Source organism: Flavobacterium sp. SORGH_AS_0622 (genome assembly GCF_030818825.1).
In the GTDB taxonomy this organism is placed as follows: domain Bacteria; phylum Bacteroidota; class Bacteroidia; order Flavobacteriales; family Flavobacteriaceae; genus Flavobacterium.
In genome coordinates this window covers 2,641,743-2,654,216 of sequence record NZ_JAUTAX010000001.1, presented here as the reverse complement: position 1 = coordinate 2,654,216, position 12,474 = coordinate 2,641,743, and the positions used below count along the sequence as shown (strand labels likewise).

13 protein-coding genes and 1 pseudogene are annotated in these 12,474 nt (G+C 32.6%); 5 read left to right on the top strand and 9 right to left on the bottom strand.

Annotated elements, in window-relative coordinates; all coding sequences use genetic code 11:
- Positions 1-148 precede the first annotated feature (148 nt).
- Genes QE431_RS11645 through QE431_RS11635 form a run of 3 tightly spaced genes read right to left on the bottom strand, consistent with a single transcriptional unit; the run spans position 149 to position 1,923 of the window.
- On the bottom strand, positions 149-1,153 hold the full coding sequence (locus tag QE431_RS11645) for a ligase-associated DNA damage response exonuclease (RefSeq protein WP_307295953.1): 1,005 nt from the start codon (positions 1,151-1,153) through the stop codon (positions 149-151).
- 48 nt (positions 1,154-1,201) lie between these two features.
- Entirely contained in the window at positions 1,202-1,588 is a 387-nt protein-coding gene (locus QE431_RS11640) for a YidH family protein (protein WP_307295951.1), read from the bottom strand.
- Between the two features lie 17 nt (positions 1,589-1,605).
- Positions 1,606-1,923, bottom strand: coding sequence for a hypothetical protein (locus tag QE431_RS11635; RefSeq protein ID WP_057115019.1), 318 nt, complete (start codon positions 1,921-1,923; stop codon positions 1,606-1,608).
- Between the two features lie 204 nt (positions 1,924-2,127).
- Between QE431_RS11635 and QE431_RS11630 the strand changes: the two genes are divergently transcribed.
- Positions 2,128-2,259: a hypothetical protein gene (locus QE431_RS11630; protein WP_262487354.1), complete on the top strand. Its 132-nt coding sequence runs from the start codon at positions 2,128-2,130 to the stop codon at positions 2,257-2,259.
- An 84-nt stretch (positions 2,260-2,343) separates the two neighbouring features.
- Here QE431_RS11630 and QE431_RS11625 read toward each other — a convergent pair whose 3' ends face one another.
- From QE431_RS11625 to QE431_RS11600, 6 genes and pseudogenes are all read right to left on the bottom strand, one after another.
- The gene (locus tag QE431_RS11625) at positions 2,344-2,973 is read right to left on the bottom strand and encodes a DsbA family protein (RefSeq protein ID WP_057115021.1); all 630 of its coding nucleotides are present in this window, start codon (positions 2,971-2,973) and stop codon (positions 2,344-2,346) included.
- Positions 2,974-3,364: 391 nt separating this feature from the next.
- Complete coding sequence (gene dnaN / locus QE431_RS11620) at positions 3,365-4,483, bottom strand: DNA polymerase III subunit beta (RefSeq protein ID WP_307295948.1); 1,119 nt, start codon at positions 4,481-4,483, stop codon at positions 3,365-3,367.
- 107 nt (positions 4,484-4,590) lie between these two features.
- Complete coding sequence (gene gldG / locus QE431_RS11615; protein WP_307295946.1) at positions 4,591-6,276, bottom strand: gliding motility-associated ABC transporter substrate-binding protein GldG; 1,686 nt, start codon at positions 6,274-6,276, stop codon at positions 4,591-4,593.
- Positions 6,276-7,001 carry a gliding motility-associated ABC transporter permease subunit GldF gene (gene gldF / locus QE431_RS11610; protein WP_307295945.1) on the bottom strand — a complete coding sequence of 242 codons (726 nt, stop codon included), beginning with the start codon at positions 6,999-7,001 and terminating at the stop codon, positions 6,276-6,278. Before gldF ends, gldG begins: the two co-directional genes overlap by 1 nt.
- Positions 7,002-7,074: 73 nt before the next feature.
- Positions 7,075-7,372: pseudogene (locus QE431_RS11605) on the bottom strand (putative quinol monooxygenase).
- A 211-nt stretch (positions 7,373-7,583) separates the two neighbouring features.
- Positions 7,584-8,411 carry an S-adenosyl-l-methionine hydroxide adenosyltransferase family protein gene (locus QE431_RS11600; protein ID WP_057115025.1) on the bottom strand — a complete coding sequence of 276 codons (828 nt, stop codon included), beginning with the start codon at positions 8,409-8,411 and terminating at the stop codon, positions 7,584-7,586.
- A 273-nt stretch (positions 8,412-8,684) separates the two neighbouring features.
- On the opposite strand from QE431_RS11600, the gene QE431_RS11595 reads away from it, so the two are divergent.
- From QE431_RS11595 to QE431_RS11580, 4 genes are all read left to right on the top strand, one after another.
- Positions 8,685-9,635 (top strand): PhoH family protein, encoded by a 951-nt coding sequence (locus QE431_RS11595; protein ID WP_134142876.1) that lies wholly within the window; start codon positions 8,685-8,687, stop codon positions 9,633-9,635.
- 404 nt (positions 9,636-10,039) lie between these two features.
- Positions 10,040-10,402, top strand: a complete 363-nt coding sequence (locus QE431_RS11590; RefSeq protein ID WP_307295942.1) for a DUF1801 domain-containing protein — start codon at positions 10,040-10,042, stop codon at positions 10,400-10,402.
- Between the two features lie 139 nt (positions 10,403-10,541).
- Complete coding sequence (locus tag QE431_RS11585; RefSeq protein WP_134142872.1) at positions 10,542-11,372, top strand: Cof-type HAD-IIB family hydrolase; 831 nt, start codon at positions 10,542-10,544, stop codon at positions 11,370-11,372.
- 136 nt (positions 11,373-11,508) lie between these two features.
- Positions 11,509-12,462, top strand: coding sequence for a phosphoribosylaminoimidazolesuccinocarboxamide synthase (locus tag QE431_RS11580; protein ID WP_307295937.1), 954 nt, complete (start codon positions 11,509-11,511; stop codon positions 12,460-12,462).
- Positions 12,463-12,474 lie beyond the last annotated feature (12 nt).

Genomic DNA, 12,474 nt, shown 5'->3' with positions numbered 1-12,474 from the left:
AGTTAATCCTCTGTATTGGTGATTGATGTTTAGGGTGTGATTTTGAATAAATTGACAACTCACAACTCCCAACTCACAATTCACAACTCACAATTCACAACTCACAATTCACAACTCACAATTCAAAACTCACAATTCAAAACTCCTTTCAGTTTTCTTCAGAGTCATTCGTTTCTCCTTCGTATTGTGTGTGGGCGGTTCTGGCGTCGTAACCCAATTCTCTTAAATATTTTGAGAATATATCCGAATATCCATGTGTGCAGATTACCTTTTCTGCGCCTGTCGCTTGAATGCTTTCTAATAATCCTGTCCAGTCGCAATGATCGCTTAGAACAAATCCGCGGTCAACGGCTCGTCTGCGTCTGGCTCCTCTAAAAGCCATCCAGCCGCTTGCTGAACCTGTTACAAAAGGCGTCATCCTTCTAATCCAAGTACTTCCATGCGCGCTTGGAGGTGCGATAACGATACTTCCCAGCAAATCTTCTTTTTTAGTTTCAGGCGTTACTCGAATTGTTGCAGGTAAATCAATTAACGGACGAACAACTTCGGTCATATTTTCGATTGCACCATGAGTGTAAATTCTTCCAATATTTGGATCCAAATTTTTTAATAAACGTTGTGCTTTTCCTAACGAATAACCAAATAGAACAGAGGTTTTTCCTTCAGCGCGATTTTCTGCCCACCAATTATTAATATCGGTCATTACATCTGTCTGCGGTTCCCATTTAAAAGCGGGAAGTCCAAATGTACATTCCGTTATAAATGAATGGCATTTTACGACTTCATAAGGGACAGAAATTCCATCGTCTTCTGTTTTGTAATCTCCTGTAAATACCCAAATCTCACCTTTGTATTCTACTCTTATTTGAGCAGAACCAATTATGTGGCCAGCAGGATGAAAAGAGAATTTTACGCCGTTTATCGTAAAAGTTTCGTTCCAGTTTTTCCCTGTTACATTAATATCGCCAAGACGATGTTTAATGATAGGCACATTGGTGTAATGAGTAATATAATTTTGATGTCCCCACCTTGAATGATCTGAGTGACCGTGTGTGATAATAGCATTTTTAACGGGGCGCCAAGGGTCAAGATAAACATCTGCCTGCTGACAGTAAATGCCTTTATCGTTAAATTGTAATAATGGTGAATTCATCTTTATAATTTAAATAATTAGATAATGTGAGAATTAGACAATTACAATTTATGTACTTGCAGCAATAATAAGATAAGCAATGAGAGAAATACTCAAAACAAAAAGCATCATTGTTATAAACGTCAGCATTGCAGTTGAATATTGGTATTTGCCCTGTTTCAATAATTTGACAGTTTTAGTGTAGCGCAAATAAGATAGAAGAATCGTTAAAGCGCCTGCAATCAATAATCCAATTCCTAAATAGATAGTAAAATTACTATTTGGAGGGACAGTTTCTGCTAAATATTTAGCGGGAAGCTGTCTTAAAAACAGAGAAAATTTTACTGCTACAAAACCAAAAACCATTATTCCAATTCCAGTACGAAGCCACGCTAACAAAGTTCTTTCGTTAGACAAATATTCATTCATTATTTCTTGATCATTTTTTGGCGACATAATTTACTAAAGGTTTTTTAATTTTCAAGATTTTTATAAGGAGGATTAGAGTATTTTTCGTCTTCATGATCCAAATTATAACTATCATACGGATTTGATTGATCATAAGTTGAAAATGAAGTATTATCTTCAGCTAGATTTAATCCGCTTTCTATAATTTCATAACTATCTTCAGAAAACTGATCACATTTATTTCTATAAGTAGTATCAGGATTTTGGCCAGTTGTGAATTCTTCATCCATTGCCTCATTTTCATGAGCTGTATCAATATGATCTGGTCTACTGCATATGAAGTGATTTTTTGCAGCAATGCTGTTGTCGGCATTTGTTTTCATAGCTGTTATTTTAAATTAATAAACATTCAACTTTTGCATATATACAAATTTGAAAATTAGTTATTTAAAAAAATTATAGGATTTAATTTTAATCTTACATGATTGTTTGCTTTTTATTTTATAAGATTCGAATTTAATTCTATAAAAAAATCAATCGCCTATTTTGCAACTTTGTATATCAATAATTTAAAAAATTATATTATCATGGAAACTTCAAGAAAAGATTCGAAATCTGGAATGAAAGATTCTGGAAAAACTCAAAAATCATCAACTGGTTCTAGAGGAAAAAGCACTACAACAAAATCAACAGATTCAAAAGGTAGAGGTAGTCATTAATTTTTAGTTTGAAATAAACTAAATAATAAAAGCGTGCTGTTTAAATATAGACAGCACGCTTTTACGTTTTTTTAAATGTTTCTTTTATTTGAGAATTTCTTCAATAGTTTTTATAAAGGTTTCTACAGGCTGTGCTCCAGAAACTGCGTATTTGCGGTCGAAAACAAAAAACGGAACTCCTTGAACTCCAATTTCACCAGCTTCTTTAATATCTGCTTGTACTTCTTTTATAAATAAATTATCGCTTTCAAGTACTTCTCTAATTTCATTTTCTTCCAAACCCGCTTCAATTCCTAATTGAATTAAAGTAGGACCGTTGTTTAAATCTTTTCCATCAGTGAAATAAGCTTTGAAGAAAATTTCTTCCATACGATCGCCAATATTTTTAGTTTTAGCCAATTGAATGATTCGGTGGGCGTTTAATGAATTTGATATAACGGCTTTGTCAAAATTATATTCTAAACCAACACTTTTAGCGCGTTCAACGACTCCTTTGTGCATTTCTTTAGATTGTTCGATTGACATGCCTTTTCTCTCAGCTAAAAACGTGTAAACGTCCATATTTGGCTGAGAAGTAATAGTTGGATCCAATTGAAAGCTTTTCCATTCAATTTCAAAATCATTATTTGGGAACACAGCAAGCGCTGTTTCCAACTGTCTTTTTCCGATATAACAAAACGGACACATGATGTCCGACCAAATTTCTATTTTCATTTTACAAAGTTACAGAAAATTTTGTTTCAGGTTTTCAAGTTTCACGTTTCTGGTTTAAAGTTTAACTGCAAAGGTCGCAGAGGTTTTTCGCAAAGGTCGCAAAGTTATCATAGAGCTTTGCGAACTTTTTGCGTTTGTAGACATATAAAGCTTAGAAAAAAAACTTAGCGAACTTTGCGGTTAAAAAACATACAGCATATGTACAAACCTGAAACATGAAACCTGAAACAAAACCAACCAAACCTTAAAATAAAAAACCGCAACTCTTTATAGGAATTGCGGTTTCTAGGTATAAAAAATGGTTGGTTAATAGCGATATCTTTTTTTTTACAATGATAGATCTTTAATCTGAAACTAAAAAATATCCCTGTAACAGAAAGAAACTTTAATGTTAACTATTTAACATTACAGGCATTACAAGCATAGTAACTGTTTCTCCCTCTTCTAAACCATCTACAGGCGTTAAAATACCTGCTCTATTTGGTAATGACATTTCAAGCATAATCATGTCAGATTGCAGGTTTGTCAGCATCTCAGTTAAGAAACGAGAGTTGAAACCAATTTGTAAATCATCTCCTTGATAATCACAAGTTAATCTTTCTTCTGCTTTGTTTGAGTAATCAATATCTTCTGCCGAAACATTCAATTCAGCTCCAGCAATTTTTAAACGAATTTGGTGTGTAGTTTTATTAGAGAAAATCGCAACACGCTTAACTGAACTTAAGAATAAAGAACGGTCAATCATTAATTTGTTTGGATTTTCTTTTGGAATAACTGCTTCGTAATTAGGATATTTTCCGTCGATTAGACGACACATTAAGATATAATTGTCAAATGAGAAAGTCGCATTTGAATCGTTGTATTCAATTTTTACTTCAGCATCAGAAGTTCCTAAAATACTTTTTAAGATATTCAAAGGTTTCTTCGGCATAATAAAATCTGCTACTTGAGAGGCTTTTACATCTGTACGAGCATATTTTACTAATTTGTGCGCATCAGTTGCTACGAAAATTAATCCTTCAGGTGAAAACTGGAAGAAAACTCCAGACATTACCGGACGTAAATCGTCGTTTCCAGCAGCAAAAATAGTTTTACTTACCGCAGTTGCCAAAACTTCTGCAGGAACAAGTGTTACAGACGGATCTTCTAAACTTACCGCTTTAGGAAATTCTTCTCCAGCCGCATAAGCCAATGCATATTTACCAGAATTTGAACTTATTTCTACTGTATTGTTATCCTCAACAGTAAAAGTTAATGGCTGTTCTGGGAAAGTTTTTAAAATTTCAAGCAAAAGTTTAGCTGGTACAGCTACGCTTCCTTTACTTGTAGAATCGATCGATAATGTAGCCGACATTGTCGTTTCAAGATCTGAAGCCGAAACTGTTAACTCACTATTGTTTAGTTCAAATAAAAAGTTGTCTAAAATTGGCAACGTGTTGTTGCTATTGATTACACTACCTAAAACTTGTAATTGTTTTAATAAGTACGAACTCGATACTATAAATTTCATCTGTTTTATTTTATTTTTTGATGGATCTTTTAGCAAATAAAGGGCTAAATATACGGATTACAAATATATCTTAAACAATCCAAAGTATTACATTTTTTTATTAACATCTAGTTACTGTACCTTCTTTTTCTGATAAAGGTAAAGGCAAGTCCAAAAACTAATAAAATTAGAATTGGAACTCCGATAGTTATGAATTGGGTCCTAGTGTAGCTTTCGTAAACTTTTTCTTTATCTAATAAAGGCAGCTCCACATCTTTACTTCTAATGTTAATAAGTCCAGTATCATCCAGCAGATAATTGATGCAATTCATGATAAAGTCTTTATTGTCGTAAAGATTTCCAGTTCTTTGATCGTAACCTAATTCTACAGGCATTCTGTTTTTGTCTAATTGATTTCTTGCCAAGTCTCCGTCAGCAATAACAATCATTTTATTTGGTTTTCCTTTTGCGGTAAAAGAATTGTCTTTAAATGGCAATACTCTATTTTCAAAAGCAGAATGAAAAGATCCTTCTAATAATACGGCAAGAGGTAAGTTTCCTTTATTCAAATACTCTTCTGGAGTAGATTTTTCGGTTACCATATTCAGATTAATTTCTGCGGGCGAACCGATGGTTTTAGAATATTGAGAAGACTGCAGTAAAACAGTTTTTTTAATTCCATTTTTTAAAGTGTCAATCGGACTTGCAAAATCGAATTTAATACCGCCAAGATTTTTAACGATCGGGTGCTGGCTTGCTGGGTAAACCTGAGGAGCAAATTTCCAGACAAAATCCTGATATTGAGTTGCGCTTCCTTGTTCTCCGGTTGCCAGTTTTATTGGACTTCCTTGTTCATCTTTTATCAAATCAGGATTAATTCTGAACCCGTATTTAAAGAACATATCGTTCAAATTTAAATCTCTCGGATATGCTAAAGTGGCGCCCATATCATTATACAAACTATCCATATCGGCAGCAACTTGGTCAATTAACCAAATTGTTTTTCCTCCGTTCATTATAAACTGATCCAGAACTTCTTTTTCTTCGTCAGTGAATTTTTCTGTTGGTTTTGAGATAATGGCTAAATCGTATTTTTTTAGCGCATTTAAAGTTCCATTTGGATCTTTTGCAACAGAATCTAATGTAAATGGTCCGATGAAATAACTTTCTCTAATCTGCAGCAGCATTTTAGCGATATGAATTTCTTTCAATTCACCGTTACCTCTTATAATTGCAACTTTTTTCTGTTTGTTTTTAGTAATTTTATTGATGGCATCTGCGATAGAATATTCTAAATGCTGAATCGATCCCATTACTTTTTGTGTAGTCGAAGCACCCATTATATTTTTTAGTAATGGAATATTAACTTCTTTTCCGTTATAAACCGCAATTGCCCAAGGAAAAACCATTGCTTGAGATTGTTTTCCTTTATCGTCAACAGTTATGTTTACTGGCGTTAATCCTTTTTTGAAAAGCGATTTCGTAAGTTCGTCACTTTCTTCTTCATTTTCTAAAGGATCAACAAATTCGAAAACAATATTTTTATTGTACGCTTGAAATTCTTCTAATAATTGTTTGGTTTCCTGCTGCAAACGTTTAAAATCTGCTGGAAGATCGCCAGCCATATAAATTTTTATAGAAAGCGGATTCTCAACTTGTTTTACAATTCCTAATGAAGTAGGAGACAGTGTATAACGTTTGTCTTTCGTTAAATCAAAACGCTGGAAAAATAGGGTACCAAGTACATTTAAAACAACTAAAATGAATATAGTAATGCCTAATGTTTTTAAATTTTGCTTTGTAGATGCTTTCATTACGCTTTATAAGATTTTAATTGGTAAACAGTAAAAGATAGAAAAGCGATTGTAATGCTTAAAAAATAAATAACATCGCGTGTATCAATTACACCACGACTCATGCTTTTAAAGTGATTCTGCATTCCTAAAACTGAAATAAAATTGTTTGAACCAGGAATTAAAGAACTTAAACCTTCAAAACCAAAATACAAGAAAAAGCATAAGAAAACAGCAATAATAAAAGCGACAATCTGATTTTCTGAAAGGGTAGAAGTGAAGATCCCGATTGCTGAATAAGAAGCGATTAAAAATAACAATCCGAAATACGAACCAATTGTGCTTCCCATATCAATGTTACCTTCTGGCAAACCTAAATATGAAATTACTTTTACATAAATAAGTGTCGGAACAATTGCCAAAATAATCAAAAGAAAAGAGCCGAAAAATTTTCCGTTTACAATTTCCCAGATTGATAAAGGTTTTGTCAGTAACAATTCTAAAGTTCCTTGTTTCTTTTCGTCAGAGAAACTTCTCATAGTTACGGCTGGAATTAAGAAAATTAGAATCCAAGGCGCTAAAGTGAAAAACGGAGTTAAATCGGCATAACCTGTATTTAGAATATTGTAATCTCCTTCAAAAACCCATAAAAATAGTCCGTTGCTGATTAAAAAAATCGCAATAACCAAATAGCCGATAGGAGAGCCAAAAAAAGATTTTATTTCTCTTAAAATGATTGATTTCATTCGTGTTTTGTTTTTATTGTTTCATGTTTAAGGTTTCAAGTTGCCTGCTTAACGTGAAACTTGAAACTTTAAACTATTTTAAACTAACCAATTTATCCACGCTCCAAGCTTCTGGCTTTGCATTGAATAAATTTTTTTGTAAAATCCCAAACCATATTAAAAAGCTCAGAATTCCTATAATTTTCCAAATCAGCTTCGGTTTCCCAATAACTGTAAGTGAAAAAGATGCATTTATCATTTTTATCCTGATACAGTTCTAAAAAACGATTTCCCTCAGCATTTCTTATTTTTTCTTTCACGGATTCAAAATTCTCGAGAAAATCAGGAATTTTTTCTTCATGAAAACTCATTTTTACTATTCTGACAAACATGTTGTTATTTTAAATTTGATAGTTCAAATTTTAGATTTTTTTAAATTGTATAAAGTCTTACAGGTGCGCAAAAGTACCAAATTTGATGGTTGTTTTTATAAAAAAATAAAATTCCAATAGAGAAATTTCAAATTCCAAACTTTAGAGTTTCCTTAATCTAAAATTTATCCCGTCCCGAGGTTTCGGGATCGGGACTAAAATCTAAAATTATTTACGAAAACTTAATCGTAATCACATCACGATAATTCAATCCTAGCAAACTATTAGCAGAACCTACTTTAGAAGGATTGCTTCTAAATATTGCGATTTCAAGAAAACCAGCTTCATTAAAAATCGCCAGTTTCTCTCCTTCATACGTTTTAATCGGATATTTATCAGAAGTTGCAATAGCCGAATAATTAGGCAGAATCGTTTTGATATTTTTAGGTTTCATTACAATTTCATACTGGCGTCCGCGTGAAACTTCTAAGAATTGTTTCTTTGAAATATTAGTGACAACGTTTCCAAAATGATCAATATAAATTATATAACCTTTTAACGAGTTTCCGTCGTCGGCAACAATAGCTTGAAGTTCAGTCGCTTCTTTTATTGAAGTAATTTCTTTGCCAATTACATTCAATAAACCGCCTTTTGATAAATGAGAAGCCACTTGAATAAAGATATCCATATCAGTTGACTCTATCGGGAAACGGTCATGAATATTGATCGCAACAATTTTTTGCGGTACGATCTTCTGCGTAAGCATGCTCAGAATTCCATTATCGGCACAAATAAAATAGTGGTCATTCCACTGCATGGCGATATGCTGGTTCTCTTTATTGCGTTCAATATCGACGCCAATAAGGTGTACAGTTCCTTTCGGGAAGCTTAAATAAGAGGCGCCAATTACATAACTGGCTTCTGCAGTATTAAAGGGATCAATGTCATGAGAAATGTCAATTATTTGAACCTCTGGATTTTCAGAAAGTATTTTACCCTTCAGCGACCCCACAAAGTGATCTTTTAAGCCGTAGTCTGTAGTAAGGGTAATTATTGACATCATTTTGTTTATAACTATTGATAGTATTTAAATCTAATTTTCATTAAATTTGAGAAATGCAAAGCTAATAATAGTAAACACAAATTGAAAGAAAGAAAAGACAAATTGTGATTTTAAAAATTAACTTGCTGTTATAGAAGTCTCTGTGGGAATGCAGCTCCAAGTTTCTACAAAAATGGAAAACTGAAACTGCAGCTGGAAACTGAGACTAATAAAAAAGACCCGACAACCCCTAAATAAGAAAAAAGGAATTTTAATTTAAAACTACTTCATTTGAACGAAAGAATAATCGAGCTAGTAGATATTGCACCAAAAGAATTTTGGGGCGCACAGGACAGCCATCTAGAAATTATTAAAAAGTATTACCCAAAGCTTAAAATCGTAGCGCGAGGGACAACTTTAAAAGCATTTGGCGAAAAAGAAGTTTTAGATGAATTTGAAAAAAGATTTCAAAGATTAATGCTTCATTTCACACGATACAATAATATTGATGATAATGTAATTGAACGTGTAATCATGAGTGATGGTCAAGAAGATAAAAGAGCTTACGATCATGACAAAATCTTAGTTCATGGTGTTGGCGGTAAGATTATCAAAGCGATGACGCCAAATCAGCAATTGCTGGTTGATACTATTAAGAAAAATGATATGGTCTTTGCTATTGGTCCTGCTGGAACTGGAAAAACGTATACCGGTGTCGCTATGGCGGTTAAAATGTTAAAAGATAAAGAAGTAAAAAGGATTATTTTGACTCGTCCTGCAGTGGAAGCCGGAGAAAATCTCGGATTTCTGCCTGGGGATATGAAAGAAAAACTCGATCCTTACATGCAGCCGCTTTACGATGCGCTGCGTGACATGCTTCCCAACGAAAAACTCGAAGATTACATTTTAAAAGGAATTATTCAGATTGCGCCTCTTGCGTTTATGCGCGGTCGAACGCTTGACAATGCCTTTGTAATCCTTGATGAAGCCCAGAACACCACTCACTCACAGATGAAAATGTTTTTGACCCGTATGGGTAAGAACGCCAAATTTATGATTACTGGCGATCCTGGACAGGTAGATTTACCACGAAGAACTATTTCTGGTCTGAAAGAAGCGATTTTGGTTCTGAAAGATATTGACGGAATCGGAATTATTTATCTGGATGATAAAGATATCGTTCGCCACAGATTGGTTAAAAAGGTAATTGATGCCTACAAACAAATAGAGAATCACGACTAATTTTTAATTTTAGTAAAATGTTAAATGTAAATCGTGAATTGTGTTTTAACATTTATTAATATTCGTTTTACACTTGTTTCTTTGGAAAAGTGTAAAACGAATATTTTTTTTAAAATTAATAAATGAAGACTATAAAAATCATTGGTAATAGAGTTTTTGCATTTAAAATTTCTTTATTTATGTAGGATTAGGAACGTTGTCTGTATGCTCCACTTATCCTAAAGATTTATTTTAAGGAAGTTGGTCATTGTTTGGATTAATAATAACTTTTCCTGTATCAATTGTAAGCTTTGGTTATAGATATGCTAACGCTGATTTGCTTTATCCTGTTTTTTTAATTCAGTTAATTATGTTATTTCCAACATTTTTAATTTTAAGTCGATTTATTAAAAAGTGAAGATACAATGAAACAATTAGATGATTTCTACTTAAATCAAGAAGAACCTGTAAAAGGAATATTTTTGGCATTAAAAGAAATCATTTTGAAACAAGATGAAAATATAACGAATACTTTAAAATACGGAATGCCTTTTTTCTGTTATAAACGTAAAATGTTTTGCTATTTATGGATTCATAAAAAACTTAAAAAACCGTATATCGGAATTGTGGAAGGAAAACATTTTGACGAACCATTTCTGATTCAGGAAAAGCGTTCGAGAATGAAAATTATGATGTTTGATGTTAATGAAGATTTACCTTTAGAAGAAATTGAAATTGTAATTCAGAAAGCTGTAAACTTATATAAATTAGGAATTATAAAAGTTTAAAATATTTAAAACGCAATATTTAATCAAATAGTTAAATAAATAATAAACTTAGCCCATTTTTGGATTTCAAAGTTAGGAAACTTTGTCTAAACGAGCTTAAAGCCGTAAATTTGCATAACATCAATATTTGATAATTAATATGACAAAACTTAAAAATATAAAAGTTGTAGTAAGTGACCTTGATGGAACTTTACTCAACCCTCAACACAGAATTTCAGAATATACTAAATCAATTTTTCAAGAACTGCACAATCAAAATTACCTTATAGTTGTAGCAACTGGCCGTCATCATCTTGATGCAATGGCAATTATTGAAACACTTGAAGTTCCTGTATATTTAGTGAGTTCAAACGGAGCTAGAATTCATTCACCAAATAAAGAAGAGCTTTTTGCTTTTAACCTAGACAGTGATGTGGTTAAAGCCGCATTGAATGTTGAAATTGATCCTGCAATTACAGTAGTTTTATTTAAGGAAAATGTTTGGCAGACTAACAAATGGAACGAAAGACTTAATTCTTTTCAAGCCGAATTAAAATACCGTCCAGAATTAGTAGATTATAAAAATCTGGAAGATTTTGGCGCAATCAAAATTTTCTTTTCATGCGACGATCATGAAAAATTAGTAAAACTAAAGGACGATGTTTTAGCAAACTCTTCAGAACATTTGCATCATGCTTTTAGTTTACCAACCTGCTTAGAGTTTATGGATAAATCTATAGATAAAGCAGTTGCAATTGAACAAGTATTAGAAAAAGAAGGTTACACTTTAGATCAAGCAGTTTCTTTTGGCGACGGATTTAATGATGTGCAAATGTTATCTGCGTCTGGAAAAGGCTTAATTATGGGCAATGCACCAGCGGTTCTAAAAGAAACTTTACCAGATTTAGAAGTTATTAAAACCAATGCAGAAGATGGTGTAGCAAGATATATTGCATCTAAAATTTTAGATAAAGAATTAGCTTCAAGTTAATTTTGAATCATATTCAAACTAAAATCCTTAAATATTTTATTTAGGGATTTTTTTATTTCTGAATCTTAGAATTTCATGGTGTAACTCTCTGAAATAATTTTAAATTTGCATTCATAAAAAACAACACAACAAGATAATGAGCAATACAATCACAACTACAAATTTTAATTTCCCAAATCAGAAATCAGTTTACCGCGGAAAAGTTAGAGAAGTTTATAATATCAACGACGAACTTTTGGTAATGGTAGCAACCGACAGACTTTCTGCTTTTGATGTAGTTTTGCCTAAGGGAATTCCATATAAAGGACAAATCTTAAATCAGATTGCTACTAAATTTATGGAATTGACTCAAGATATTGTTCCTAATTGGTTAATTGCAACTCCAGATCCAAACGTTGCTGTTGGACATTTATGTGAGCCTTTTAAAGTAGAAATGGTAATTCGTGGTTACTTGTCTGGACATGCAGCTCGTGAATATGCAGCAGGAAGAAAACAAATCTGCGGTGTTGCTATGGCAGAAGGTTTAAAAGAAAACGATAAATTCCCAGAACCAATTATTACACCAACTACAAAAGCAGATAATGGTTCTCACGACGAAGATATTTCTCGTGAAGATATTTTGGCAAAAGGAATTGTTTCTGAAGAAGATTATTTGATTTTAGAAAAATATACTCGTGCTCTCTTTCAAAGAGGAACTGAAATTGCAGCTTCTCGCGGATTAATTTTAGTGGATACAAAATACGAGTTCGGAAAAACTAAAGATGGTGTTATTGTTTTAATTGATGAAATTCATACACCAGATTCTTCTCGTTATTTCTATGCTGACGGATATGCCGAAAGACAAGAAAAAGGGGAGGAGCAAAAACAACTTTCTAAAGAATTTGTTCGCCGCTGGTTGATCGAAAATGGTTTTCAAGGGCAGGAAGGACAGCAGATTCCAGATATGTCTGATGAATATATTGAATCTGTTTCTGAAAGATATATTGAATTATACGAGAATATCTTAGGAGAAAAATTCGTAAAAGCTGATATTGATAATATTGATCAGCGTATTAATAAAAACGTATTAGAATACCTATCTTCTAAATAATAATTTCTGGTT

What these genes read in the sequence shown, in the direction of transcription:
- QE431_RS11645 (WP_307295953.1), bottom strand. Translation starts at nt 1,153, where the DNA reads ATGAATTCACCATTATTACAATTTAACGATAAAGGCATTTACTGTCAG.
- QE431_RS11640 (WP_307295951.1), bottom strand. Translation starts at nt 1,588, where the DNA reads ATGTCGCCAAAAAATGATCAAGAAATAATGAATGAATATTTGTCTAAC.
- QE431_RS11635 (WP_057115019.1), bottom strand. Translation starts at nt 1,923, where the DNA reads ATGAAAACAAATGCCGACAACAGCATTGCTGCAAAAAATCACTTCATA.
- QE431_RS11630 (WP_262487354.1), top strand. Translation starts at nt 2,128, where the DNA reads ATGGAAACTTCAAGAAAAGATTCGAAATCTGGAATGAAAGATTCTGGA.
- QE431_RS11625 (WP_057115021.1), bottom strand. Translation starts at nt 2,973, where the DNA reads ATGAAAATAGAAATTTGGTCGGACATCATGTGTCCGTTTTGTTATATC.
- dnaN (WP_307295948.1), bottom strand. Translation starts at nt 4,483, where the DNA reads ATGAAATTTATAGTATCGAGTTCGTACTTATTAAAACAATTACAAGTT.
- gldG (WP_307295946.1), bottom strand. Translation starts at nt 6,276, where the DNA reads ATGAAAGCATCTACAAAGCAAAATTTAAAAACATTAGGCATTACTATA.
- gldF (WP_307295945.1), bottom strand. Translation starts at nt 7,001, where the DNA reads ATGAAATCAATCATTTTAAGAGAAATAAAATCTTTTTTTGGCTCTCCT.
- QE431_RS11600 (WP_057115025.1), bottom strand. Translation starts at nt 8,411, where the DNA reads ATGTCAATAATTACCCTTACTACAGACTACGGCTTAAAAGATCACTTT.
- QE431_RS11590 (WP_307295942.1), top strand. Translation starts at nt 10,040, where the DNA reads ATGAAACAATTAGATGATTTCTACTTAAATCAAGAAGAACCTGTAAAA.
- QE431_RS11585 (WP_134142872.1), top strand. Translation starts at nt 10,542, where the DNA reads ATGACAAAACTTAAAAATATAAAAGTTGTAGTAAGTGACCTTGATGGA.
- QE431_RS11580 (WP_307295937.1), top strand. Translation starts at nt 11,509, where the DNA reads ATGAGCAATACAATCACAACTACAAATTTTAATTTCCCAAATCAGAAA.